This window comes from Bradyrhizobium sp., from assembly GCF_035701725.1.
GTDB lineage: Bacteria > Pseudomonadota > Alphaproteobacteria > Rhizobiales > Xanthobacteraceae > Bradyrhizobium.
On record NZ_DASSRP010000118.1, the window covers coordinates 26,908 to 50,468 of the forward strand.

Consider the following 23,561-nt stretch of genomic DNA (forward strand, 5'->3'; position numbering starts at 1 on the left):
CCAGCCGTCCATCCTCGAGCTAGCCAGGATTTCGACGCTGGCGCTGAGCCGCTATGGATCGAGCTCGGTGTCCCAATAGAGATAGTCGAGCCAGCTTTCATGCAGATAGTTCGGCGGAAACAGCCGTCCATTGCGGTGAAGCTGGTGCACGGTCGGTGCGAACGGCTGCTGTTTGGGAAACATCCGCGCCTGCTGCGGCGTCAGATTGCCCTTCTTCAGATTGCACGGCGAGCACGCCGCCACCACGTTTTCCCAGGTGGTCTGGCCGCCTTTGCTGCGCGGAATAATGTGATCGAAGGTGAGATCATCTCCTGACAGACAATACTGGCAGGCGAAACGATCGCGCAGGAAGACGTTGAATCGGGTGAAGGCAGGGTGGGTGGTCGGTTTGACGAAAGACTTCAGCGACACCACGCTGGGCAACTGGATCTCGAATGTCGGGCTGCGAACGGCCCGGTCATAATGCTCAACGATGTTGACGCGGTCGAGAAACACCGCCTTGATCGCGTCCTGCCACGACCACAGCGAGAGCGGATAGTAACTCAGCGGCCGGAAATCCGCGTTCAGCACTAACACCGGCCAACCGCCTTGTGAGACATGTGCGTTCAAGTAACGCTCCCGGCCTCCATATAGCTGCGAAGCAGCATGCATTGACATACTACATGCAGCGTGACGGGATTGTGAAGAGGATAGAGAGGGTTGTCTACCCCGGTCTTATTTGTGGCTGGATTGCGAAGGTGCCGCCAGGGCCACGATAAGTCACTGAAAGAAGCTGGATGGACACGCCAAATATGAACACCAAGTCCCCCTATCTCGAGGCGCCGCGGCGGCTGCGGGCCTTCGTCAGGGCCCACGAAACCAGCCTGGTGATTCTGGCCGCATTGGTCGGCGCGATTGGCGGGCTCGTGGTGGCGGCGATGAGCGCGGCGGTGGATTTGCTCCATGTCGCGCTCTTCAACCTTAATCCCGGTGACCGCCTTTCAAGCCAGGTCGCGATCGATCCGACGCGCGCCCTGCTGGTTCCAAGCCTCGGCGGGTTCCTTCTGGGCTTGGCGTTTCTGTTGCTGGCACGCGTTCGGCCGGCGCGCGAAATCGACCCGATCGAAGCCAATGCCCTGCATGGCGGCCGCATGTCGTTTCGCGGCAGCGTCATCGTGGCGCTGCAAACGATTTGGTCCAGCGGGGTCGGCGCTTCCGTCGGCCTTGAGGCGGGATATACCCAGCTTTCCAGCGGGCTCGCCGCCTCGATCGGCCGCGGGTTTCATCTGCGGCGTGCCGACCAGCGGCTGATGGTGGGATGCGGCACGGCTGCAGCGATCGCGGGAGCTTTCGGTGCGCCGCTGGCGGGCGCCTTCTATGCTTTCGAACTTGTGATCGGCGGCTATACGCCGGCAAGCCTGACGCCGGTCGGGGTCGCTTCCGTCGTCGGCTACTTTGTGGCGCACGCCTTTGCGCCGCTGTCGCTGGGCATCGCCGCCGGGCCGGTGGTCGGCATCGTGCTCGGGCGCGACCTGGCGGTGGCCGCGCTGCTTGGCATTTTCGCCGCATTGTTCGGCATTGCGATCATGCGCGGCGCCGGGCTTTGCGAAACGCTGCTGGCGAGGATCGTGGCGTGGCCGCCGCTGCGCCCGGCGCTGGGCGGGCTCGTGGTCGGGATGTTGGCGCTGCAGACGCCGCAAGTGCTCTCGTCGGGCCACGGCGCTCTCCACTTCAACGGCATCGTGACCATGCCGCTCGCCTTCATCGGCATGGTCTTCGTGCTGAAGACGACCGCCTCTGTGATCTCGCTCGGGGCCGGCTTTCGTGGCGGTTTGTTTTTCGCCACGCTTTTTCTCGGCGCGATGGGCGGCCGCCTTTTCGCCGAAGCCTTCGACGGGATATTTCCCGGCATGGGGCTTGAGTCCAATATCTACGCCATCATCGGCATGAGCGCGCTGTCGGCTTCCGTCATCGGCGGGCCGCTGACGATGTCGTTCATTGCGCTCGAATCGACCGGCGACCTTTGGCTCACCACGGCCGTGCTGGTCGCGGTCATCATCTCGACCCAGATCACGCGCGAGCTGTTCGGTTATTCCTTCGCGACCTGGCGGCTGCACTTGCGCGGCGAGACCATTCGCAGCGCGGCCGATGTCGGATGGATCCGCGACCTCACCGTACGGCGGCTGATGCGCCCCGATGTGCTGACCGTGAATGCGGCGACGCCGATATTGGAGTTTCGCACCAAGTATCCGCCGGGATCGAAGACGCAGGTGGTCGCGGTCGACGACGCCGGTCACTACGCGGGCATGGTGTTTGTCTCCGACGCGCACGCTGCCGATATCGACCTCAAGAAGCCGCTGAGCAGCATCCTGCATTATCCGCGCGTGGTGCTGCATCCCGGCATGAATATCCGCGAAGCGATCGCCGCTTTCGACATCACCGAGGCCGAGTCTTTGACCGTCGTCGAAAGCGGCGATCAGCGGCCGATCGGTATCCTGACCGAAGCGCATGCGATGCGGCGCTATGCCGAAGAGTCCGAACGGCGGCGGCGCGAGGTGATAGGCGATGCATGAACCGCGGATCGACCGATGGCTTGCATCGCTGGTCGTTGCCCTCGCCGTTCTCGGCTCGGCAGCGGCTTCCGCGCAGCCCTATCCGGTCCGACCCATCACCATGATCGTGCCGTTTCCGGCCGGTGGCGCCACCGACACGCTGGCGCGATTCCTCGCCGAGAAGATGCGGGAAATTCTCGGGCAGCCGATCATCATCGAGAATGTCGGCGGTGCGGCCGGAACGATCGGCGTCGCCCGCGCGGTTCGCGCCGGCCCCGACGGCTACACGCTTTCGATCGGCACCTCGACCACGCATATGCTGACCGGCGGCCTCTACACGCTGCCGTTCGATCTCCTCAAGGATCTCCAGCCTGTCATCTATCTTGGCAGTGAGCCGCTTTTGCTCGCGGCCCGCAAGGATTTTCCGGCCGATGATCTGAAGGGATTGATTGCGTATCTGAAGACAAATCCGGATAAGGCCTCGGTCGGCATCGCCGGCGTCGGCGCCGCCGGCCATCTCGCCGGCATCGCGTTTCAGAAGGAAACCGGAACGAGGTTTCAGTTCGTGCCCTATCGCGGCAACGCGCCGGCGATGCAGGACCTGCTCGCCGGACAGATCGACTTCATGATGGAGCCGTCGTCGAATTTCAGGTCGCTGATCGCAGCCGGCAGCATCAAGCCGATCGCGGTCACCGGCAAGGCGCGCTTGCCAGCCTCGCCGAATATTCCGACCGTCGAAGAAGCAGGCTTGTCCGGCTTTACAGCTTCGCTCTGGTACGGGCTCTGGGCGCCCAAGGACACGCCGAACGACATCGTCGAGAAGCTGAACGCCACCTTGCGTGACGTGCTGGCTGATCCTTCCGTCAAGCAACGGCTCGACGATCTCGGCATCGAGATCTCGCCGCACGAGCAGCAGTCGCCGCAGGCGCTGCGGGCCTTTCAGAAGGCCGAGACGGAGCGCTGGTGGCCGGTGATCAGGGCGTCGAACCTGAAGGCCGATTGACGGAGCGGGCCTTGCGACGTTTGCCTACCGGACCTTCTCCAGTTTCTGCAGGCAGCGTGCCCGGCCGACCTCCGCCGGCATCGGCGCATCGCCAAAGCTGGTCTTCCAGTTGGTGACGCCGACCTCGCCGACGTAGATGTCGCCTCTTGTATCCAGCGCCAACCCGTGAGGCGCGAGAAACTTGCCGGCGTCAAGGCCTGGACCCTGCTCGCCGCCGAGCCGCGCGATGCGCTGACCTTTGGCGTCGACGATGGTCAGGCGAGGGCCGAGATTGGGCACCCGCAGGTTGACCGGCATGCCCGGCCCCAATTCGCCGATGATGAAATTGGGCGACTTGCCGCCGCAACAGTGCAGGGCGCACGGCCGGTGCAGGTTATTCCACTGCGCCTCGTATTTGCCGCTGCCGTCGAACACCTGCACGCGATGGTTTTCGCGGTCAGCGACGTAGACCCAGCCATCGGCATCGGTCGAAATGTTATGGACGATGTTGAACTGGCCGGGATCGCTGCCCGGTTCGCCCCAGCTTTTGATCAGCTTGCCATCGGGCGTGTATTTGTGCACGCGGGCATTGCCGTAGCCATCCGACACATAGATATCGCCTTTGGGCGACAGCGCCGTATGGGTGCAGCGATGGAACGGCTCGCCGCTCATGAACGGCGCGGGCTTTTCCGGGATGCCGATGGTCAGCAGCACCTTGCCGTCGGTGGTACACTTGCGCACGGTGTGGTCGCCGTCATCAGTGCAGTAGATGTGGTCGTTGGCATCGATGTGCAGTCCATGCGCGCGATGGAAAAGACCTTCGCCCCAGCTTGTGATGAAATTGCCCTCGCGATCGAACACGATCATCGGGTGCGCGCCCCGATTGAAAACGTAGACGCGGTCCTTGCTGTCGACCGCAACGGATGCGACGTCGGTGAGCGACCATCCGTCCGGCAGCTTTGCCCAGTTCTCAACCACGCGATAGCGATATTCACCCGAGCCGAGGATGGCTGGCATTTGTTTTTCTCCCATTCTTTTTCTTTCGTCGTTTTCGGTTTGCCTCATCGAGGCGGCGCGGAATGACAGCTAGAGCAGCCCTTCCTCGAGGGCCTTGATCTGCAAAGCGAGGAACTTCGAATTGATGCGGCATTGCGCCAGGCTGCCCGCGATGAACCAGAGGCCGTCCTGAGCGGTGCGGGTATACATGTTGCGTAATTCCTGGCCGTCGCCAAAACCCCAGATCGGCCCGACGCGCGTAGCGATCTCGTTGCCGAACAGTTGCGTGACGAGGGCCTCCTGCGGCTTGTATCCGGTCGCCAGCACGATCAGATCGGCGGCAAGCGTCTGTCCATCTCTCATCCGTGCGCCCTCGGCGACGAAGGATTCGATGTCGGCGAACTGCCGAAGCGCGATTTCGCGCTGCGCCAGCAAATCCGAGCAGCCGACGTTGAAGTAGTAGCCGCCGCCGCGGGTGAGATATTTGAACTGCCAGCCGGTGTCGTCCTCGCCATAGTCGAGCTTGAATCCGATGGCTTTCAGGCCCTCGAGCAGGTCCTTGTCGAACTCCTTGGACTGCGCGGTGATCATCTGATGGGTCTTTCGCGCCAGCCGCAGCGGCATCGAGGTCGCGATCAGGTCGTTGTCCTCCAGCGTGCCTTCGTTATAGGTCGCGTAAGCCAATTGCGCCGATGGTTCGATATTGGTGATCAGGGTCGGGCTGCGCTGAACCAGCGTGACATCAGCGCCGCTCGAATAGAGGTCCTGGGCGATATCGTGGCCGCTGTTGCCGGTGCCGATGACGATGGCATTCCTGCCCTTCCAGTTCTCGCCGTCGTCGTACCGGCTGGAATGCAGCACAGTGCCGGCAAAATTCTTCAGGCTCGGAATGTCGGGAATATTTGCGATGCCGCTTACGCCAGTTGCCATCACGACGTGGCGCGGATGCAGCGTGCGCGCCGTGCCATCGCCGCGCCGCAGGGCTACGGACCAGCGCGCTTTGCCGAAGTCGTATTCGCCGCGTTCGAAGCTGGTCGAAGTCCAGAAGTTCAGCTCCATGGCATCGACGTAGGACTCGAACCAGTTGGCGAGCTTGTCTTTCGGGATATAGACCGGCCAGTTCGGCGGGAACGGCATGTAGGGCAGGTGATTGACCTGCACCTGATTATGCAGGGTCAGCGCGTGGTAGCGCTTGCGCCAGTTGTCGCCGATGCGGCTTTCGCGATCGACGATCAGCGTATCGATGGAAAGCTGTTTCAGCCGCGCCGCGATCGAAAGCCCGGCCTGTCCGCCGCCGACCACCAGCACGGTCGGATCGCGGTCGGCATAGGCGGCGGAGGCCTGACGCTGGTCGAGCCAGTTGGGGCCGCGAAAATCGCGCGAATAAGACTGGCCGCGCGGGCGCGCCGATCCGACTGTCTCCTCGAACCCCTTCAGCTCTTCGAGCGCGGTGAGTAGCGTCCATGCCTTGAGCCGGTTGCCGTCACGCGCGTCGGGAAGCAGCCTGATGATGCCGTGGCCGCGGCCTTGGTTCGTTTCGAACCTGAAGATCGCCTCGATCGTCTCGGTGCCGGCGCGTCTGACGCGGCGAGGAGATGCGCGCGCGGGATCGATCGCAAAACGGCAAGGTGCGCGTTGTGCTGCGAGGACAGGAAGCTCTTTCAGGATAGCCTCTGCGCCGTTGAGCGTTTGCAGTTTCCAGCTCAGTGCCAGCACGTCGCGCCAGTAGCTCTCGGTGAGAAACAGGGACCGAAGCGCGTGTTCGGCGGGGTACTCCAGCGCCCGCTCGAATTGTGCCAGCCAGTTTGCGGCAGTGGCGGCGATATCGTCGGTGCGATCAAGCATAGGTGTGGCCTCGGTGCGGCCGTGTTGCGGCGTTTCCTGGCGTGTGAGGCTATACCTATTGCGGCCGGGTCAAAAGCAGCTCAGGGCTCGATCGAAAGAATGTGGCCCTGCGCCGGAGGAATGCGGCCGCGCAGCGTGTCCTGATAGACCTGCTTGACGGCCGCCGGCCCGCGGCTTTCGATCACGGTGAGCCGTTGCGGTAGCTCGGGCGCAAAAGCCGACCAGGCGGCGCCAAAGCGCTGATCGATGCCGCCCGGTCCCCATTCCTTGGCGCGCTTTCGAATCTGATCGGGAGCGAAGAACCAGGCGGGCCTTGCGCCCGGAAGCTCCGGCTCATCGGGTGAAAAGCTCCGATGCGTCAGTCCGATCTGGCCCGAATATTTCATGGCGTCGCGGAAGTGATGATGTAACCGCACCCGCAAGCCACTGTTGCCGGCCATGTCGACGAAGGCGACCGTTACGTCTTTTGGCAGCGACTCGACATCATCGTAGAGCACGGTCTCATGATAATAGCCGAGAGAGCGGACGAACTCGGCATTTCCGGCTGACGTCAACCCGATCACATGTATCGGCTCAGTGCTGGAATGCAGAAGATGCGCGAGACCAAACGCCGTCTTGCTGGAGGCGCTGGAGAGGATCACGCGCCGCGCGCCGAAAAATTGATGCTCGCGGAGAAAGTCATCGACCAAAAACGACAGCATGAATAGTGGCCGCAGCAGCGCCTGGTGATCGCCGTCGAGGCCTTCGAAGTCCTTGTTGCCGGTCACTCGCGCGTACGCGTTATAGACCGGCGCGACGCCTTGCCGATGCGGCGCCGCATCGCGCAGCCCGCGTTTGGTCACATCGGTCGCGTCGATCACGAGATGGGACGACATCGGGAAGTAGCCGAACAGCCGCTCGCCGGGCGCGACCGCCGGATGGCTGGATACGACCACCTCGCCAAATCCCCATACCGGGACGTTGCCGAAACCTTCCGGCGCCGGGAACAGCTGCCAATATTTCAGCTGATCGCCGAGCGTGGCGTAAGTGATGTTGTTGGCCGTGAAGGCGAAGCGCGCGACCTTGACCAGCAGCGCTCCCTCGGCAAGAGCGCTTGGGTCCGGCAGCCGCGTCTTGATGAACCTGCATTGCTGAAGATCGTGGCGAGCAACGATGAAGTCGGTGGCGTTCATGGGCGGCGACCTCCGTTCGACGTATCGCCCGCGATCTTTGCAGTCAGCTATGAACGTTTGGCAACAGGGACATTGTTTGAAACGGCGTTCGGTTTCCTGGCGTCACCGATCACGCCCTCGCGCTTCTTGATCGCCCGGTAGTACGACCACCACAAATGCGCTGCGGCGCCGCGCATCGGCCGCCAGGGTTCCGCGAGCGGAATCATTTCCTTGGCCGTCGGCCGCGTCTTTAATCCGAGGCCCAACTTCACGGCTTCCTGCACGGCGAGATCGCCGGCAGGCCAGGCATCGCCGTGGCCGAGGCAAAACAACAGGTAGACATCGGCCGTCCACGGACCGATGCCGTGCAGCGAGACCAGCGTGTGATGCGCGGCATCGGCGTCCTCTTCGGCGAGCACATCGAGGTTGAGGCGTTCGGCTCCGATCTCGCGAGCGAGATTTTTCAGCGTCTTGATTTTCGCCGCCGACAGGCCGAGCCGGCCGAGACGATCGGCGCGGGCCCGGCGCACGGCCTCGTGATCGAACGGATCGAAAGCGGCGGAAAGCCGCGCCCAGATCGCCGCTGCGCTCGCAGTCGAGAGCTGCTGGCCGCAGACGATATGCGCAAGACCGACAAATCCGGGCTCGCGCCGTCGCAGCGCAGGCATGCCGGCAACCGCAAAGACCGGCTGAAGGCGCGGATCGAGCTTCAGAAGCGCGTGGATAGCCTGTTCGAGATCGGCCTGGCTGTTGAGATGAAGGGTCATTGCTGCCGTTCTTTGTCACGGCCGGGCTTGTCCCGGCCATCCACGTCTTCTTGTCTTGGTGGAACGAGACTGTAGATATGAAACATGCGAGACGTCGATGGCCTCACTTCATGACTAGCTCGGCAAATTTTCCAGGCCCGCCTTTTGCAAGGCGCGGATGCCCCGGACAAGTCCGGGCATGACGGGGTCTGTCTGATGCCGCCACCCGTTTTCCGGTTCGCGCCCTCGCCGAACGGCTATCTGCATCTCGGCCACGCCTTTTCGGCGATGCTGAATTTCGACCTGGCGCGACAATCCGGCGGCCGCTTCCTGCTGCGCGTCGAGGACATTGATCCTACGCGCTGCCGCCCCGAGTTCGAAGCCGCGATCGAGGAAGACCTCAATTGGCTCGGCCTTTCCTGGGAGCGGCCGGTCCGCCGCCAGTCCGAGCATCTTTCGGAATATCGTGCCGCGCTGGAGAAGCTCGAAGGCCTGGGGCTGATCTATCCGGCGTTTGAGAGCCGTCTCGACATCGCGAAATTAATCGCTGAGCAGAAGGTCCCTCATGGATGGCCGCGCGATCCTGATGGTGTGCCACTTTACCCCGGCACGTCGAGGTCATTCGCAGCCGAGAAAGCGCAACAAATGATTGATGCGGGCGTGCGCTACTCGCTGCGGCTTGACATGGCGGCGGCGTGCGCGCGCGTCGGTTCGATCGGTTGGACCGAGCGCGGCGAGGGCCCGGAGGGCGAGACCGGGGCGGTCGCGGCTGAGCCGGCGGCCTGGGGTGACGTTATCATCGCGCGCAAGGAAACACCGACCAGCTACCACCTCGCGGTCGTGATCGACGACGCGCTGCAAGGCGTCAGCGAGGTGGTACGGGGCCAGGACCTGTTCTGGTCGACGAGCGTCCATCGGTTGCTGCAGGAACTCCTCCACCTGCCGCAGCCGGTCTACCGGCACCATCGCCTTATTCGCGATGCGAGCGGTCAAAAGCTGTCGAAATCGACGGATGCCACCGGGCTTCGCGAACTCAGGGCGGCCGGCATTGACCCGGCCGAGATTCGCCGCCGGGTCGGGCTCGCCTGAGAAGCCTGCGGATATTGCCAACATTCTGCGCTGGATGAATTGCGCTCGGCGTGACTCCGTCCACTCCGCCATGCCATGGTGGGCCGGCCAGGATCGGGGGAATCATGGCGTTGAGTTCGCGCCCAAGGCGCAATCGGCGACGGCCGAACAAAATGCAGCAAAAAAAACGCAAGGCAGGTGTTGCGGCAGGCAAGCCGCGTAAAGCTGCCAAGAGGCTTGTTAAGAGGGTCGGCAAGCGAACCGCCAAGTCGGTTCGCAAGCCGGCGGCTCCCGGCATCGTGGAGACGGCCCTCGCGACCTTTGCCCATGAGGTGCGAACGCCGCTGACCGGCATTCTGGCGATCAGCGACCTCCTGGCGACCTCCGATCTCGATGAGCGGGAGCGGCGCTGGGTCGATACCATCAAGGCCGGTGCGGAACATCTGGCCAGCCTCGCCACCTTGTTCGTCGATGCCGCCAGAAGCGGGCGTTCCGGTTTCGGCGTACGGCAGGACTTCTTCGATCTGCGGACGCTTGCCCAGAGCGTCGGCGACTCGCTCGCCGGCCGAGCCACGGCGAAAGGCTTGCAGTCACGGGTCGAGATTTCGGACGACCTGCCGAGCTTCGTGACCGGGGACCCCGTCCGCCTGAGAGCTGCACTGGAAAATCTGATCGACAACGCCACCAAATTCACGGAGCGCGGCAGCGTCGCGCTGACCGTGCGGCCAACCGGCAGCCTGAAGGGCAAGATCGGCGTCGCCTTTGCGGTGTCCGACAGCGGCATCGGGTTGACACTGGAGGAGATCAAGCGGTTATTCCGGCCGTTCTCGCAGGCCAATGTGAAGATCGCCGCGCGCTTTGGCGGCGCCGGGCTCGGACTGTCATCGGTGAAACAACTCGCCCGCGCCATGGGCGGAGACATCGTCGTGACGCCGCGTCGCGGCGGCGGGACCACGTTCACGCTGACGGTGCGGCTCGACCCCGCCGCGGCCTCGCCCGACGGTTCCGGTCCAAGTGATCTTCCGCCGCAGGACCACGCGCGGGGCCTTCGCGTGCTCAGTGTCGAGGACAATCCGTTCGGCCGCGTGGTGCTCAATGCCGTCCTGACCGAACTCGGCCATCAGGCCGAATTCGTCGGCCGCGGCGAAGATGCGGTGGAGCGCATCACGCAGGGCAGCTTCGATGCGATCTTGATGGACATGGTGCTTCCCGGCATCGACGGCGTCGAGGCGATCCGGCGGATTCGTGCGCTGGGTCCGCCGTTCGGCGCCACCGCGATCATCGGCGTATCCGGCCGAGGCGAGGACGAGGCGGCTGCGCGCGCGGCCGGCGCCGACGCCTTTTTGGTCAAGCCTGTGTCCCCGAGGACGCTAGCGATTGCGCTGCTTGAAGCGTCACGCCGCGCGGCAGACGCGACTTGATGATCGCTGCATTGAGTTCGCCGCCATAGACGAAGATTGCGGCCAGGAAATAGAGAAACACCAGCGCGATGACAACCGAAGCGAGACCGGCATACATCGTCACGTAGTTATTGGCGAAGCGCGCCAGATATTGCCCGAACACGGTGCCCGATATGATCGAGGCGATAACGGTGAAGACTATGCCCGGAAGGATCTGCAGGAAACTCCTGCGGCCGGCCGGCAGCCAGGCGTGCAGCACGAACAGCGCCACGACCAGCGCCAGAACCGTGACGCTGTAACGTGCAAGGTTGAGCAGATTCTCGTTGCTCTCGACGATCAGCGGAATGTGCCGCCGCGCGGCTTCCAAAATCAGCGGCCCGAGTACGATCAGGAAGGCCATCGCCAGCGACGTGAAAGCGGCGAGCAGCGTATATCCGATCGATTCCAGCCGCAGCCAATACCATCGCCGCGGCTCGATCACGGCATAGGCGCGGTTGAGCGCGACGCGAAGCGCCTCGACGCCGTTGGATGCAAAGTAGACCGCAAGCACGGCGCCGATGGTCAGGATGTCGCCTCGCGTGGTGGTCAGCACATCGTGGATTTCGCCCGACAGGGTGTCGGCAACCTGCTTGGGCCAGACCTGAAGCAGCAGCCCGGCGGCCTGATCGGCCAGTTCCTTGGAGCCGAAAAAGCCGGCCAGCGAAGTCAGGACGATGAGAAAAGGAAACAGCGCCATCAAGGTCGAGAGCGCGATGTGGCTGGCGATCGCCCAGCCGTCGTCGGCCAGAAACGTGTAGAACGCGTCGATGCAGACATGAAAGATGTAGCGAATCTGCCGCACGGCTGCCTCTGGCCTACCAAGACGGAGCTACATTCCAATATTATCCTAGCAAAAGCCAGTGTGGGGGTGGGAAGTCGGTATCGATTGGACTTAAGCTGTGCACACGGGCGATGGCGGAGCGTCGGTTGCGGTGCTAAGTAAAACAGATGGCTTCGTTCCTCGGTACGTTTATTGTCCCTCTCGCGGTCGGCGCGGTTGCGTTGGTGCTGCTGTTCGGTCTCATCAATATGATGCGTGGCGGATCGCCGAACACCTCGCAGAAGTTGATGCGACTACGGGTGTTGCTTCAGTTCATCGCGATCGTCGTCATCATGGTCACGGTATGGGCGATGGGTCATCGCTGAGGCCGAACGAGACCGGCGAGTTTGAAGTTTCTGTCAGTTCGCCGTTGGTCCACGATAGGAACGTCAAATTCGAAAGCAGCACTATCATCGGTTAATTGCGGAGCTCTAGCGATGGTCGTCCTCAACCGCATCTATACGCGCACCGGCGATGACGGCACCACCGCGCTTGGCAGCGGCGAGCGGCGTCCGAAATACGATCTGCGGATCGCCGCCTATGGAACCGTGGACGAGACCAACGCCGTGATCGGCATCGCGCGGCTTCATCTTGCGACGATGCCGGAGCTCGATGCGATGCTCGGGCGGGCGCAAAACGACCTGTTCGATCTCGGGGCCGACCTCGCGGTGCCCCAGCGCGAAGGCAAGGCGGAACGCCTGCGCGTGCTTTCCAGCCAGGTCGAACGGCTCGAGCGTGATATCGACCGGCTGAATGCCGACCTGCAACCGTTGAATTCGTTCGTGCTGCCCGGCGGTACGCCGGCCGCAGCCCACCTGCATCTGGCGCGCACCGTGTGTCGCAGAGCGGAACGGATCATCGTGGAACTGGCAGCCCGGCCGGACGAACCCGTCGGCGAAGCCGCGATCCATTACATGAACCGGCTGTCGGATTTTCTGTTTATCGCGAGCCGCACGGCCAATGGAAATGGCGCCGGGGACGTGCTGTGGGTCCCCGGCCAGAATCGCTGACGCGAAGGGGCAATTTTGGGTCCCAGGCGCCGGCTTTAACATTCGCATCTCGCCGCCAGACCGCTGGCGAATGGCAAATCCACTCCACCGGCGTTGACCGGGGTGGGCGGGCGCTTTAGGTTCCGCGGCCTAGCCAATTAGCGGTCGTGTTACTTACGAAAGAAGGTCGATGAAGGTCCTGGTACCGGTCAAGCGGGTGGTCGATTACAACGTCAAGGTTCGCGTCAAAAGCGATGGAACCGGCGTTGAGCTGGCTAACGTCAAGATGTCGATGAATCCATTCGACGAAATCGCCGTCGAGGAAGCCCTGCGCCTGAAAGAGGCCGGCAAGGCAACCGAAGTGGTTGTGGTCTCGATCGGACCGGCGCAGGCGGCCGAAACCATCCGAACCGGCCTGGCTATGGGCGCGGACCGGGGCATCCTCGTCAAGGCTGAAGGCACTGTCGAACCGTTGGCGGTGGCGAAGATCCTCAAGGCGGTGGCCGACGAGGAAAAGCCCGGGCTCGTGATTCTCGGCAAACAGGCGATCGACGACGACAGCAACCAAACCGGACAGATGCTGGCCGCTTTGCTTGGGTGGTCGCAGGCGACCTTTGCCTCCAAGGTCGAAGTCGACGGCGCCGATTTCAAAGTGACGCGCGAGGTTGACGGTGGGTTGCAGACGGTGAAACTCAAGGGGCCGGCCATCGTTACCACCGATCTGCGGCTGAACGAGCCGCGTTATGCAAGTCTGCCGAACATCATGAAGGCCAAGAAGAAGCCGATCGCCGAGAAGGGCGCCGCGGATTATGGTGTCGATCTCACGCCGCGCCTTGAAATCCTCAAGACGTCCGAACCGCCGGGCCGCAAGGGCGGCGTCAAGGTCAAGGACGTCGCCGAACTCGTGTCGAAGCTCAAGACCGAAGCGGGAGTTCTGTAAATGACCACGCTTCTGATTGCCGAACACGACAACGCATCGATCAAGGACGCTACCAACAAGGCGCTGACCGCAGCCGCCGCGCTCGGCGGCGACGTTCATGTGCTGGTCGCGGGCGAAAACGCCAAGGCCGCTGCGGACGCAGCCGCCAAGCTTTCCGGCGTCAAGAAAGTCCTGCTCGCCGACAATGCGTCTTACGCGCATGATCTGGCCGAGCCGCTGGCCGCGCTGATCGTTTCGTTGGCAGGAAACTACGACGCGTTCGTCGCGCCGGCGACGTCGCGCTACAAGAACGTGATGCCGCGCCTGGCCGCGCTGCTCGACGTGATGCAGGTGTCGGAGATCACCAAGGTGATCTCGCCGGACACGTTCGAACGGCCGATCTACGCCGGCAACGCCATCCAGACTGTCAAGTCGAAGGATGCCAAGAAGGTCATCACGGTGCGAACCTCGACCTTTGCGGCGACGGGCGAGGGCGGCAGCGCGGCGGTCGAGAATGCTGCGGCCGCGGCCGATCCCGGTCTTTCCAGCTTTGTCGGCGAGGAGGTTGCCAAGAGCGATCGGCCCGAACTGACCTCGGCCAAGATCGTTGTTTCAGGCGGACGGGCAATGCAAAGCCGCGAGAATTTCGCCAAATATATCGAGCCGCTGGCCGACAAGCTTGGTGCTGCCGTCGGTGCTTCACGCGCGGCGGTCGATGCCGGTTATGCGCCCAACGACTGGCAGGTCGGTCAGACCGGCAAGGTGGTGGCGCCCGAGCTTTACGTCGCGATCGGAATTTCCGGTGCGATCCAGCATCTCGCCGGCATGAAGGATTCCAAGGTCATCGTGGCGATCAACAAGGACGAGGATGCACCGATCTTCCAGGTTGCCGACTATGGCCTGGTTGCGGATCTGTATCAGGTGGTTCCCGAGTTGACCGAGACGATCGGCAAGTAGGGACAGGAAGCGGCTGGTACTGCCGATCTGGAGCTCCTATGCCGCAGGCGGCAAGTCTGTTTAACTTTAGATCGACAAAGCGGTATTAGATTAAGAGTTGAGATGGCGGGATAGCGGTCATGATAAAGAAAATCGGCGTGATCGGTTCGGGCCAGATGGGCAATGGCATTGCCCACGTCTCGGCATTGGCCGGCTTCGACGTGGTCATGAACGATGTCTCTGCCGATCGCCTGAAGTCGGGTATGGCCACCATCAACGGCAACCTGTCGCGACAGGTCGTCAAGAAGGCCATTACGGAGGATGCCCGCAAGCAGGCGCTCGACCGGATCGTGCTCGCCGATACCATGGACGGTCTTGCCGACTGCGATCTGGTGATCGAGACCGCAGTCGAGAAGGAAGACGTCAAGCGCAAGATCTTTCACGATGTCTGCGCGCTGTTGAAGCCCGAAGCGATCGTCGCCTCCAACACCTCGTCAATTTCGATCACGCGGCTCGCTGCTTCAACCGATCGGCCTGAGCGCTTCATTGGCATTCACTTCATGAATCCGGTGCCGCTGATGGAGCTGGTCGAGCTGATCCGCGGCATCGCCACCGATGACGCCACCTTCGACGCCGCTAAGGAATTCGTCACCAAGCTTGGCAAGCAGGTCGCGGTCTCGGAAGATTTTCCGGCCTTCATCGTCAACCGTATCCTGTTGCCGATGATCAACGAGGCGATCTACACGCTCTATGAAGGCGTCGGAAATGTCGAGGCGATCGACGCTGCGATGAAGCTTGGCGCTCACCACCCGATGGGCCCGCTTGAGCTCGCCGATTTCATCGGCCTCGATACCTGTCTGTCGATCATGCAGGTGCTGCATGAGGGGCTCGCCGACTCCAAGTACCGGCCGTGCCCGCTGCTCGTGAAATACGTCGAGGCGGGCTGGCTGGGGCGCAAAACCCAGCGCGGTTTCTACGACTATCGCGGCGAAAAGCCGATCCCGACGCGCTAGCGTCCGGTTCATTTATTTCCGCGTCAATTCGCGGATCCATCTCCAGCATTTGTTAACTCCCGCCGGATAGGGTTACCGGCGACGGGAGTGAAGCGCATGGACGTGGCAAGTTTGGCCCTCAGTTTGATCTCGATGCAGGCGGGCAATACCCAGCAGCAGATCGCAACGTCCGTGCTGAAATCGAACCTCGATGCCGAAAAAAACTCGGTCCTGACGCTGCTCGGTGGTTCGCCTTCGCTCGCCAATGTCGGCCCCGGCATCGGCGGCAGTCTCAACGTTTCGGCGTAACGCCTCTCATTCGACAGCTTCGATTTTATTCATCTCCGCGTCGCCGCCCCTGATCAGGCTTTCGCCTGGCGCAGTTCCGGGAATATTCCCTCATCCTGCAAGATCACCTCTGCCGTGGTCTGGTAGTGCCTGGTCAGAAGTCTTACCGCTTCTTCCGTATCACCGCTCATGACGGCATTGGCGATGGCCTGATGCTCGTCGCCGACATGCCGTGAGGGAAACGCCTTGCGTATCGAAAGCCGCCGGTAACGATAGAGTTGGTCCGCAAGCTGCCCGCAGAAAGCGATCAGCGATTGCGATCCGCAGTTGCCGATCAGCGTGCGGTGATAGATGCGATGCAGCCGCTCCCATTCGGGATTGTCCTCGAACTCAGTTTCTTTCAGCGAGCGCGGCGTGCGGCTGAGGCGATGTTGCGCCAGCAGAAGCTGCTCCTCCCATTCTGGCGTCGCGGCCGCCATGGATTCGCGCAACGCCAAGCCTTCCACCCAGCAACGTGTCTTGGTGAGTTCTGCCAGTTCGGCGCGGCTGATGTTTCTGACATAGAAGCCACGCTGCTCGTGCACCTCGACCAGCCCGTCGGAGGTCAGGCGGTTCAGCGCCTCACGCAGCGGGGTCTGTCCGGTTCCGTAGGTTTCGATCAAGAAGCGCATCTGCAGCTTGCGTGAGGGAGCAAGCCGTCCCGAAAGCAGGTCCTCGCGCAGCCGGTCATAGACGTGGCTGGCCTGGGTTGAGGGGCCGTTGACCGGCTCATTCAGCAATGTCGTGTCCACGCAGGTTTCTCCGGGGCAACGACGTATATATTTCCTGCTGCTCAAAAATAATATATAAATTTTGGTTGAATTTGAATTTTTATACAATATAAAGCGGCTTCGAAGATCCAGGGGATGGACGAAAATGGCCCGGTTTCCGGTCTCGGCCCTGCGCAGCGTCGATTTAGGCACGCCGGACGTTGGCCGGTCCGAGCGGTTCTACGTCGGAGTTTGGGGGCTCGAGGTGGTCGCGCGTCGCAACGGCGTGGTCTATCTGCGCGCCGACGGCACCGATCACCACGTCCTTGCCCTGCATCCGAACGCGCGGCCGGAATTGCGCGCGGTGACATTCCGGGTCGCCGCCGTCGACAACCTGGCGGCTGTGGCGGCGAATGTGGCCGCCCATGGAGGGCAGGTCATCGCTCCGCCGGCGGCGAACGACGCGCCCGACGGCGGGATCGTCATGACGGTCCGTGCGCCGCAGGGCGGGCTCCTGCGCTTCGTCCACGGCGACGCCATGCAGGTCCCCAAACGTCCGGCGGGCGATCGCCCGGAGCGGCTGGCCCATGTCAATCTCAACAGCGTCGATGCCGACGCCACGGCTGAATTTTACCAGAACGCGCTGGGCTTCCATCTCACCGACCGTACCGGCCTGATGGCTTTCGTCCGTTGCAATAGTGACCATCATGCCGTGGTGATCGCGGACGCCAAGGTCAACGGGCTCAATCACGTCGCTTTCCTGATGCCGAGCCTGGAGACGGTGATGCGCGGTTCCGGGCGCATGATCGATGCCGGTTTTCCGATCGCCTGGGGCGTCGGCCGTCATGGTCCGGGCGACAACGTATTTGCCTACTTCATCGATCCCGATGGTTTCGTGATCGAATACACCGCCGAAGTCTTGCAGGTCGACGACGACTACAAATTCCGCGGTCCGAGCGAATGGGTCTGGCCTCCGGGGCGCACCGACCAATGGGGCATCGCGCCGCCCAAGGCGGATCATGTCAAGGCGGCCCAGCTCGCCATTCCCTACGCCGGCTAGGCCACCAACGATCGACGCGATGGCAGCTACACCAAACGAGTTTCAAGTCCTGGTCGTGGGGTTCGGCCCCTCGGGCGCGGTCGCAACGAGCCTGCTCGGCGATCGCGGTATCCGCACCCTGGCGATCGATCGCGCGCGGAGCGTCTACGACAAGCCGCGGGCGATCGCGATTGACCACGAGATTTTGCGTCTGTTGGACAATCTCGGTGTGGCGGAACGGGTTCGTCCCTATCTCGCGCCATTCCCCGCCTCGCAGCATTTCGGCGCCAAGGGCCAGTTGATCCGGCGCATCGATATGGTCGGCGAGCCCTATCCGCTGGGATATACGCCGAGCATGGTGTTCACGCAGCCACCGGTGGAGGCAGAGTTGCGCGCGCATGCGCGGTCCTATCCCGGCGTGACGGTCAGGCTCGGCACCGAACTCACTGGTCTTTCTCAAACGGAAGATGGCGTGACCATCCATCTGCGCGACGACGACGGCGCGGTCAGCACCGTGACGGCCGATTATGTCATCGCCTGCGACGGCGCGTCCAGCAGCGTCCGGCAGCAGCTTGGGATCGCCTTCGAGGATCTTGTGTTCGATGAGCCCTGGCTGGTGGTCGATCTGCAAGTCGCAGACGCAGCGGTTGGCAAACTGCCGGAAACTGCAGCCCAGTTCTGCGATCCGGCGCGCCCGACCACTTTCATTGTCGGTCCCGGCCTGCATCGCCGATTCGAGATCATGTTGCTGCCCGGCGAGGACCCGCGCGTCATGGAGCAGCCGGATCAGGTCTGGCGCCTGCTTCGAAAATGGCTGACGCCGGACGAGGCCACGTTGTGGCGCGCCGCGAGCTACCGCTTCCACGCGCTGGTGGCGGCGGAGTGGCGGCGCGGGCGCATCTTGCTCGCCGGCGATGCGGCGCATCAGCAACCGCCTTTCATCGGACAGGGCATGTGCCAGGGCATTCGCGACGTCGCCAATCTGGTCTGGAAGCTCGATCGCGTGCTTCAGGGCCAGTCCGGCGCGGAGCTGCTCGATAGCTATGGCGAGGAACGCGGCGGCCATGTCCGCGAGCTGACCAGCCGAATCAAGGCAATCGGTGAGGTCATCTGCGAACGCGATCCGCATGCCGCCGAAGCGCGTGACGCCCGCATCCTTGCCGAGGGCAACGGCGAGCCGCGCACCATCACGCGCCAGGATATCGTGCCGCCGCTGCGCAGCGGATTGCTGGCATCGGTCCCACATGCGGCCAACGGCAGCTTGTTTCCGCAGCCATGGGTGCGAACGGAAACGGGCCGGCGATTGCTGGATGCGGTCTGCGGCACCGGCTGGCGTGTCGTGCTCGACGGGCGCCACGCGTTCGCGGCCGATCCCGCCATCGAAGATCAGGCGCGTGGGTCTGGCCTGCGCGTGATCCGGATTGGCGCGGTCGACGGTCGCGCGACGGCGGATTCCGTCCTGGAAGAGGACGGTATCGTTGCGGGCTGGTTTGGCCGGCACGAATGCATGGCCGCGATCGTTCGTCCGGATCACTACGTTTACGGCGTTGCGGCGGATATGCCGGCGCTGTCCACGATGATGTCGGATCTGACCTCACGCTTGAAAGTGATTTCGTGACGAATTGCAGGAGGAGCCGACGATGACGCCACAACAGACGGCTGCCGGGTCGGCAGCACGAGGCCGGGCATGGGCGGTGCTCATCATGCTGTTTCTGTTTCAGACGCTGAACTTCTTCGACAAGCTGGTGTTCGGTCTGTCGGCGGTTCCGATGATGAAGGAGCTGTCGCTCTCACCCAAGGAGTTCGGTCTGATCGGCAGCAGCTTCTTCCTGCTGTTCTCGCTCTCGGGCATGGCGGTCGGCCTGTTCGTGATCGGCCGCTTTCCGGTGAAATGGATTTTGATAGTTCTCGCGGGGATCTGGTCGGCGACGCAGATTCCGATCTTCTTCACGAGCTCGGTTGCGGTGCTGATCATCTGCCGCATCGTTCTCGGCGCCGGCGAGGGGCCGGGTCTGCCGACCGCTTTGCACGCTTGCTACAACTGGTTTGCTGCCGACAAGCGCAGCGTGCCGAGCGCGGTCGTGCTTCAGGGCATCAGCGTGGGCCTGTTGGCCGGCGGACCTTTTCTCACCTACATCATTGTCAATTACGGTTGGCGCACCGGCTTCCTGGTCTGCGGCCTGCTCGGCGTCGCCTGGATGCTTGCCTGGGCGCTCATTGGGGGTGAGGGGCCTTATGCCGCCGCCGCTCCGGACCGGGATGCGCCGTCTTCGGAAGCCATGGTGCCCACCAAGCTGCTCTGGGGCGATCCAACCGTGATTGGTGTCATCATCATGTCGACCATGTCGTACTGGATCGTCGGAATGTCGGCGACCTGGCTGCCCCCTTATCTCCAACTCGGGCTCGGCTACCAGCCGACATCTGTCGGCTGGATCATCTTCGGCATCTATCTGTTTCAGTCGCCGCTCTTGCTCGGCGGCTCCTGGATCACGCAGTTCATGCAACGCCGCGGTTGGAGCCTGCGCGCCTGCCTCGGCCATTCCGCCGCCCTGGCGCTGCTGACCGCCGGCTGCGCATTGCTGTTGACGCTTGTAACGAGTGGCGTGCTGCAGCTCGTGTGTATCGCCTTGGCGTTCGCTGCGCCGAGCCTGACCACGATCTTCGGACCCGTCGCGCTCGGGGCGGTCGCGCCGGCGGCGCAACGTGGGCGCCTGATCGTCGTCATCTATTCGGGCAACGCGGCGTCCGCGTTGATATCCAATGCGCTCACCGGCTGGATCGTCGGCGAGGCTGGGTCTGATGTTGCACTGGGTTATGCCCACGCCATGACGTTCACCGCCGGCATTCTGATCATCGGCGCCGTCGCGGCCTTCGCGCTCATTTTTCCCGAGCGCACGATCGCGCGCTTTTCACGGCTCGGTTCGGTTGCCCCGGTAGCCACGCGCGCCGCTTAGTTCTAACAAGCTTCATCCCTCAACACACAAGGACATCCCATGAAGTTCGCAAGTTTCAAGATCAATGGCGCCTCCAGCTGGGGCCTCGTCGATGGCAACGACGTCATCGATCTTGGCGCGGTCTTGCGCGACCGTTTTCCGGATCTGAAATCCGCGATTGCCGCCGCTGCGCTGGCCGAGGCCGCCGAATCCGCGGGCAAGGCCGCGCGCCATCCGCTCAGCGCGATTGCCTGGCTGCCGGTGATTCCGAACCCCGACAAGATCCTCTGCATCGGCCTCAACTACGAGAACCATCGCAAGGAGACCGGGCGCACCGAGGTGGAAAACCCGACGGTGTTCGGCCGTTTCGCCAACAGCCAGACCGGGCATCTCACCGACATCATCCGCCCGAAGGTTTCGACCGATCTCGATTATGAAGGCGAACTGGCGCTCATCATCGGCAAGCCCGGCCGCTACATCTCGAAAAAAGACAGCTGGAGCCACATCGCCGGCTACGCCTGCTACAACGAAGGCAGCGTCCGCAACTACCAGCGCCACACCCATCAATTCACGCCCGGCAAGAATTTTCCGAATACCGGCGCTTTCGGACCCTGGATGGTGACGCCGGATGAGGCCGGCGACCTCGGCCCGCTGCGGCTGCAGACGCGTCTCAACGGCGAAGTGGTTCAGGACACGACAATTGCCGAGATGATCTTCGATATCCCGCGCCAGATCGAATATTGCTCGGAGTTCACCCGGCTCGAGCCCGGCGACGTGATCGTCACGGGTACGCCGGGCGGCGTCGGCTCGCGCCGTACCCCGCCGCTCTGGATGAAGCCGGGCGACGTCGTCGAGGTCCAGATCGACCGCATCGGCCTGCTCCGCAACACCATCGCGGACGAGAAATAATAGACCGCTGTCGCGCCGGCCGCGGGCTCCTCAGGAGCCCGTGGCGGTGGCGGCCGTGATCAGCTTGACCGCGTCATCGCTGTCCCATTCGGCCGGGCCTGCGATGGTTGCGATCTCGCAGCCGTTCGCGTCGACCAGCACCGAGGTGGGCATGCCGAGCGCCCGGCCTATGGCTTTAAGATCCTGAAAGACCTTGGCTTTTTCGTCGTTAAAGTAGCCGAGTTGAGTAAGCTTGGCGTCCCTGAGGAAGTTCTTCGGCTTCTCGGGGTCGCGGGTGTCGATATTGATCGCCACCACCTCGAAATCCTTGCCGCCGAGTTTGCTCTGTAGCCGGTCCAGCGCCGGCATTTCCTTGCGGCACGGCACGCACCACGTCGCCCAGAGGTTCACGAGCACGGTCTTGCCGCGCCAGTCCGACAGCTTCTTCGGCCTGCCGTCGGCATCGTCAAACGCGAGATCGGGCAGCTTGAGCGGCGCGGTCGCCATGGTCAGCGCGGCGACTTCGCCATGGGCGAGCGGAGAGATCTTGTGGGCAAGGTTAACCGCGCCCGCGCAGGCAGAATCGCCCGCCGCGTTGCGCTTGAGGCCACCAAGCCCGTATATCCCGCCAAATCCGATGGCGGCGCCGATCACCACCGCGCCGATCACGTAAGGGATGCGGCGCGTGGCAGCCGGGGCAGGTGGCGGGCTTTCGGGCATATCGTTTGTCATTCGGGTTCAGATACGGCTATTGGAAGGCTTCGGTTACGCCCGGCCCAGCGGCCGGCGCAACAAAAAACGGCGAATACGAGCAGATGGTCATGAGCAACAAGATGTGGGGCGGCCGGTTCACCGAGCGTCCTGACGCGATCATGGAGGAAATCAACGTCTCGATCGACGTCGACCGTCACCTTTATGCCCAGGACATCGCCGCGTCCAAGGCCCATGCCGCCATGCTGTCGGCCCAAGGCATCATCACGGCAAACGATGCAAAAAACATCGCCAAGGGTCTAGACACGATTTTGTCAGAGATCGGCAAGGGATCATTCGATTTCAAGCGCGCGCTCGAAGATATTCATATGAACGTCGAGAGCAGGCTCGGCGAACTGATCGGCCCTGCGGCAGGCCGTCTGCATACCGCGCGTTCGCGCAACGATCAGGTGGCAACCGATTTTCGCCTGTTCGTCCGCGATATGATCGACGAGACCGACCGGGCACTCGCACTGTTTCAAGAGGCGCTGGCGAGCCGTGCGCTCGATCATGCCGCCACTGTGATGCCGGGCTTCACCCATCTGCAAACGGCGCAACCCGTCACCTTCGGTCATCATCTACTGGCCTATGTCGAGATGGCATCGCGCGATCGCGGCCGGTTTGCGGACGCGCGCCGGCGCCTCAACGAATCGCCGCTCGGTGCCGCCGCGCTTGCCGGCACCTCGTTTCCGATCGACCGCATGGCAACCGCCAAGGCGCTCGGCTTCGAGCGGCCGATGGCCAATTCGCTCGATGCCGTGTCCGACCGCGACTTCGTCATCGAAACGCTGTCGGCAGCCGCGATCTGCGCCGTGCATCTGTCGCGCTTTGCCGAGGAAATCGTGATCTGGACTTCGCCGCTGGTCGGACTGGTGCGGCTCTCCGACAAGTTCACCACCGGCTCCTCGATCATGCCGCAAAAGCGCAATCCCGATGCGGCAGAGCTCGTGCGCGCCAAGACCGGTCGGGTGATCGGCGCGCTGAATGCGCTGTTGATCGTGATGAAAGGCCTGCCGCTTGCCTATCAAAAGGACATGCAGGAGGACAAGCAGGGCGCGATGGAGGCGTTCGGCGCGCTATCGCTGGCGGTCCGGGCAATGACCGGCATGGTGCTCGACATGGTGCCCGACGAGGCGCGTATGAGGCTTGCTGCCGGCGAGGGCTATGCCACCGCGACCGATCTGGCCGACTGGCTGGTGCGAACGCTGAAAATGCCGTTCCGCGATGCCCACCACGTCACCGGACGGATCGTGGCGAAGGCGGCAAGCGACGGGGTTGCTCTGCATGAATTGCCGTTGAAGGCGATGCAGGCGATCGAGCCGAGAATTAGCAAGGACGCGCTCGCCGCGCTGTCGGTCGAGGCATCGGTGAGAAGCCGGACAAGCTTTGGCGGAACCGCGCCGAAGAACGTGGCGGCGCAGGCCAAAGCCTGGCTCAAACGGCTGGAAAAAGAGCGAAAGTAGGGCTGGCGAAAGATTCTCGCCGGAAATTCAACGCTTC

23 protein-coding genes are annotated in these 23,561 nt (G+C 62.9%); 15 read left to right on the top strand and 8 right to left on the bottom strand.

Features of this window, described 5'->3' with window-relative positions; translation table 11 throughout:
- Window positions 1-51: 51 nt before the first annotated feature.
- On the bottom strand, window positions 52-609 hold the full coding sequence (locus VFL62_RS06670; protein ID WP_325171577.1) for an HNH endonuclease: 558 nt from the start codon (window positions 607-609) through the stop codon (window positions 52-54).
- A 167-nt stretch (window positions 610-776) separates the two neighbouring features.
- Here VFL62_RS06670 and VFL62_RS06675 point away from each other — a divergent pair, with 167 nt between their 5' ends.
- Together VFL62_RS06675 and VFL62_RS06680 are read left to right on the top strand one after the other, a co-directional pair.
- On the top strand, window positions 777-2,552 hold the full coding sequence (locus VFL62_RS06675) for a chloride channel protein (RefSeq protein WP_325171578.1): 1,776 nt from the start codon (window positions 777-779) through the stop codon (window positions 2,550-2,552).
- A complete protein-coding gene (locus VFL62_RS06680) occupies window positions 2,545-3,534 on the top strand; it encodes a Bug family tripartite tricarboxylate transporter substrate binding protein (protein ID WP_325171579.1) in 990 nt (329 codons plus the stop codon). Before VFL62_RS06675 ends, VFL62_RS06680 begins: the two co-directional genes overlap by 8 nt.
- A 24-nt stretch (window positions 3,535-3,558) precedes the next feature.
- Here VFL62_RS06680 and VFL62_RS06685 read toward each other — a convergent pair whose 3' ends face one another.
- The 4 genes from VFL62_RS06685 to VFL62_RS06700 all read right to left on the bottom strand — a co-directional run bounded on the left by VFL62_RS06685 (window position 3,559) and on the right by VFL62_RS06700 (window position 8,272).
- A complete protein-coding gene (locus VFL62_RS06685) occupies window positions 3,559-4,530 on the bottom strand; it encodes a peptidyl-alpha-hydroxyglycine alpha-amidating lyase family protein (RefSeq protein WP_325171580.1) in 972 nt (323 codons plus the stop codon).
- A gap of 69 nt (window positions 4,531-4,599) precedes the next feature.
- On the bottom strand, window positions 4,600-6,354 hold the full coding sequence (locus VFL62_RS06690; protein WP_325171581.1) for an NAD(P)/FAD-dependent oxidoreductase: 1,755 nt from the start codon (window positions 6,352-6,354) through the stop codon (window positions 4,600-4,602).
- A gap of 80 nt (window positions 6,355-6,434) precedes the next feature.
- Window positions 6,435-7,526, bottom strand: a complete 1,092-nt coding sequence (locus VFL62_RS06695) for a DUF2855 family protein (protein ID WP_325171582.1) — start codon at window positions 7,524-7,526, stop codon at window positions 6,435-6,437.
- A 47-nt stretch (window positions 7,527-7,573) separates the two neighbouring features.
- Window positions 7,574-8,272, bottom strand: coding sequence for a DNA-3-methyladenine glycosylase 2 family protein (locus VFL62_RS06700; RefSeq protein WP_325171583.1), 699 nt, complete (start codon window positions 8,270-8,272; stop codon window positions 7,574-7,576).
- Window positions 8,273-8,467: 195 nt separating this feature from the next.
- On the opposite strand from VFL62_RS06700, the gene gluQRS reads away from it, so the two are divergent.
- Together gluQRS and VFL62_RS06710 are read left to right on the top strand one after the other, a co-directional pair.
- Window positions 8,468-9,340 (top strand): tRNA glutamyl-Q(34) synthetase GluQRS, encoded by an 873-nt coding sequence (gluQRS, locus tag VFL62_RS06705; protein ID WP_325171584.1) that lies wholly within the window; start codon window positions 8,468-8,470, stop codon window positions 9,338-9,340.
- Between the two features lie 152 nt (window positions 9,341-9,492).
- The gene (locus tag VFL62_RS06710) at window positions 9,493-10,740 is read left to right on the top strand and encodes an ATP-binding protein (RefSeq protein WP_414644631.1); all 1,248 of its coding nucleotides are present in this window, start codon (window positions 9,493-9,495) and stop codon (window positions 10,738-10,740) included.
- On the opposite strand, the gene VFL62_RS06715 is transcribed toward VFL62_RS06710, so the two are convergent.
- The gene (locus VFL62_RS06715; protein WP_325171586.1) at window positions 10,667-11,560 is read right to left on the bottom strand and encodes a YihY/virulence factor BrkB family protein; all 894 of its coding nucleotides are present in this window, start codon (window positions 11,558-11,560) and stop codon (window positions 10,667-10,669) included. The two genes, VFL62_RS06710 and VFL62_RS06715, sit on opposite strands and share 74 nt — an antisense overlap.
- Before the next feature lie 146 nt (window positions 11,561-11,706).
- On the opposite strand from VFL62_RS06715, the gene VFL62_RS06720 reads away from it, so the two are divergent.
- The 6 genes from VFL62_RS06720 (at window position 11,707) to VFL62_RS06745 (ending at window position 15,723) form a co-directional block, all read left to right on the top strand.
- A complete protein-coding gene (locus VFL62_RS06720) occupies window positions 11,707-11,904 on the top strand; it encodes a twin transmembrane helix small protein (RefSeq protein ID WP_325171587.1) in 198 nt (65 codons plus the stop codon).
- Window positions 11,905-12,015: 111 nt separating this feature from the next.
- Window positions 12,016-12,588 (top strand): cob(I)yrinic acid a,c-diamide adenosyltransferase, encoded by a 573-nt coding sequence (locus VFL62_RS06725; protein WP_325171588.1) that lies wholly within the window; start codon window positions 12,016-12,018, stop codon window positions 12,586-12,588.
- Between the two features lie 169 nt (window positions 12,589-12,757).
- Window positions 12,758-13,507 (top strand): electron transfer flavoprotein subunit beta/FixA family protein, encoded by a 750-nt coding sequence (locus tag VFL62_RS06730; protein ID WP_325171589.1) that lies wholly within the window; start codon window positions 12,758-12,760, stop codon window positions 13,505-13,507.
- Window positions 13,508-14,443 carry an electron transfer flavoprotein subunit alpha/FixB family protein gene (locus tag VFL62_RS06735; RefSeq protein WP_325171590.1) on the top strand — a complete coding sequence of 312 codons (936 nt, stop codon included), beginning with the start codon at window positions 13,508-13,510 and terminating at the stop codon, window positions 14,441-14,443.
- A gap of 119 nt (window positions 14,444-14,562) precedes the next feature.
- On the top strand, window positions 14,563-15,435 hold the full coding sequence (locus VFL62_RS06740; RefSeq protein ID WP_325171591.1) for a 3-hydroxybutyryl-CoA dehydrogenase: 873 nt from the start codon (window positions 14,563-14,565) through the stop codon (window positions 15,433-15,435).
- A gap of 96 nt (window positions 15,436-15,531) precedes the next feature.
- On the top strand, window positions 15,532-15,723 hold the full coding sequence (locus VFL62_RS06745) for a YjfB family protein (RefSeq protein WP_325171592.1): 192 nt from the start codon (window positions 15,532-15,534) through the stop codon (window positions 15,721-15,723).
- A 53-nt stretch (window positions 15,724-15,776) separates the two neighbouring features.
- Here VFL62_RS06745 and VFL62_RS06750 read toward each other — a convergent pair whose 3' ends face one another.
- Window positions 15,777-16,493, bottom strand: a complete 717-nt coding sequence (locus VFL62_RS06750) for a GntR family transcriptional regulator (RefSeq protein ID WP_325171593.1) — start codon at window positions 16,491-16,493, stop codon at window positions 15,777-15,779.
- 124 nt (window positions 16,494-16,617) lie between these two features.
- Here VFL62_RS06750 and VFL62_RS06755 point away from each other — a divergent pair, with 124 nt between their 5' ends.
- From VFL62_RS06755 to VFL62_RS06770, 4 genes are read left to right on the top strand one after another with little or no spacing between them, the layout of a single operon-like run.
- The gene (locus VFL62_RS06755) at window positions 16,618-17,511 is read left to right on the top strand and encodes a VOC family protein (RefSeq protein WP_325171594.1); all 894 of its coding nucleotides are present in this window, start codon (window positions 16,618-16,620) and stop codon (window positions 17,509-17,511) included.
- Between the two features lie 19 nt (window positions 17,512-17,530).
- Window positions 17,531-19,108 carry a bifunctional 3-(3-hydroxy-phenyl)propionate/3-hydroxycinnamic acid hydroxylase gene (locus VFL62_RS06760; RefSeq protein ID WP_325171595.1) on the top strand — a complete coding sequence of 526 codons (1,578 nt, stop codon included), beginning with the start codon at window positions 17,531-17,533 and terminating at the stop codon, window positions 19,106-19,108.
- A 22-nt stretch (window positions 19,109-19,130) separates the two neighbouring features.
- Window positions 19,131-20,444, top strand: coding sequence for an MFS transporter (locus tag VFL62_RS06765; protein ID WP_325171596.1), 1,314 nt, complete (start codon window positions 19,131-19,133; stop codon window positions 20,442-20,444).
- A 39-nt stretch (window positions 20,445-20,483) separates the two neighbouring features.
- Window positions 20,484-21,332, top strand: a complete 849-nt coding sequence (locus VFL62_RS06770) for a fumarylacetoacetate hydrolase family protein (RefSeq protein ID WP_325171597.1) — start codon at window positions 20,484-20,486, stop codon at window positions 21,330-21,332.
- 30 nt (window positions 21,333-21,362) lie between these two features.
- Here the strand turns inward: VFL62_RS06770 and tlpA are convergent, their stop codons facing one another.
- Window positions 21,363-22,043, bottom strand: coding sequence for a thiol:disulfide interchange protein TlpA (gene tlpA / locus VFL62_RS06775; protein ID WP_414644632.1), 681 nt, complete (start codon window positions 22,041-22,043; stop codon window positions 21,363-21,365).
- Window positions 22,044-22,132: 89 nt separating this feature from the next.
- On the opposite strand from tlpA, the gene argH reads away from it, so the two are divergent.
- A complete protein-coding gene (gene argH, locus VFL62_RS06780; RefSeq protein WP_325171598.1) occupies window positions 22,133-23,524 on the top strand; it encodes an argininosuccinate lyase in 1,392 nt (463 codons plus the stop codon).
- Window positions 23,525-23,561 lie beyond the last annotated feature (37 nt).

What these genes read in the sequence shown, in the direction of transcription:
- VFL62_RS06675 (WP_325171578.1), top strand. Translation starts at nt 777, where the DNA reads ATGGACACGCCAAATATGAACACCAAGTCCCCCTATCTCGAGGCGCCG.
- VFL62_RS06680 (WP_325171579.1), top strand. Translation starts at nt 2,545, where the DNA reads ATGCATGAACCGCGGATCGACCGATGGCTTGCATCGCTGGTCGTTGCC.
- VFL62_RS06685 (WP_325171580.1), bottom strand. Translation starts at nt 4,530, where the DNA reads ATGCCAGCCATCCTCGGCTCGGGTGAATATCGCTATCGCGTGGTTGAG.
- VFL62_RS06690 (WP_325171581.1), bottom strand. Translation starts at nt 6,354, where the DNA reads ATGCTTGATCGCACCGACGATATCGCCGCCACTGCCGCAAACTGGCTG.
- VFL62_RS06695 (WP_325171582.1), bottom strand. Translation starts at nt 7,526, where the DNA reads ATGAACGCCACCGACTTCATCGTTGCTCGCCACGATCTTCAGCAATGC.
- VFL62_RS06700 (WP_325171583.1), bottom strand. Translation starts at nt 8,272, where the DNA reads ATGACCCTTCATCTCAACAGCCAGGCCGATCTCGAACAGGCTATCCAC.
- gluQRS (WP_325171584.1), top strand. Translation starts at nt 8,468, where the DNA reads ATGCCGCCACCCGTTTTCCGGTTCGCGCCCTCGCCGAACGGCTATCTG.
- VFL62_RS06710 (WP_414644631.1), top strand. Translation starts at nt 9,493, where the DNA reads ATGCAGCAAAAAAAACGCAAGGCAGGTGTTGCGGCAGGCAAGCCGCGT.
- VFL62_RS06720 (WP_325171587.1), top strand. Translation starts at nt 11,707, where the DNA reads ATGGCTTCGTTCCTCGGTACGTTTATTGTCCCTCTCGCGGTCGGCGCG.
- VFL62_RS06725 (WP_325171588.1), top strand. Translation starts at nt 12,016, where the DNA reads ATGGTCGTCCTCAACCGCATCTATACGCGCACCGGCGATGACGGCACC.
- VFL62_RS06730 (WP_325171589.1), top strand. Translation starts at nt 12,758, where the DNA reads ATGAAGGTCCTGGTACCGGTCAAGCGGGTGGTCGATTACAACGTCAAG.
- VFL62_RS06735 (WP_325171590.1), top strand. Translation starts at nt 13,508, where the DNA reads ATGACCACGCTTCTGATTGCCGAACACGACAACGCATCGATCAAGGAC.
- VFL62_RS06740 (WP_325171591.1), top strand. Translation starts at nt 14,563, where the DNA reads ATGATAAAGAAAATCGGCGTGATCGGTTCGGGCCAGATGGGCAATGGC.
- VFL62_RS06745 (WP_325171592.1), top strand. Translation starts at nt 15,532, where the DNA reads ATGGACGTGGCAAGTTTGGCCCTCAGTTTGATCTCGATGCAGGCGGGC.
- VFL62_RS06755 (WP_325171594.1), top strand. Translation starts at nt 16,618, where the DNA reads ATGGCCCGGTTTCCGGTCTCGGCCCTGCGCAGCGTCGATTTAGGCACG.
- VFL62_RS06760 (WP_325171595.1), top strand. Translation starts at nt 17,531, where the DNA reads ATGGCAGCTACACCAAACGAGTTTCAAGTCCTGGTCGTGGGGTTCGGC.
- VFL62_RS06765 (WP_325171596.1), top strand. Translation starts at nt 19,131, where the DNA reads ATGACGCCACAACAGACGGCTGCCGGGTCGGCAGCACGAGGCCGGGCA.
- VFL62_RS06770 (WP_325171597.1), top strand. Translation starts at nt 20,484, where the DNA reads ATGAAGTTCGCAAGTTTCAAGATCAATGGCGCCTCCAGCTGGGGCCTC.
- tlpA (WP_414644632.1), bottom strand. Translation starts at nt 22,043, where the DNA reads ATGACAAACGATATGCCCGAAAGCCCGCCACCTGCCCCGGCTGCCACG.
- argH (WP_325171598.1), top strand. Translation starts at nt 22,133, where the DNA reads ATGAGCAACAAGATGTGGGGCGGCCGGTTCACCGAGCGTCCTGACGCG.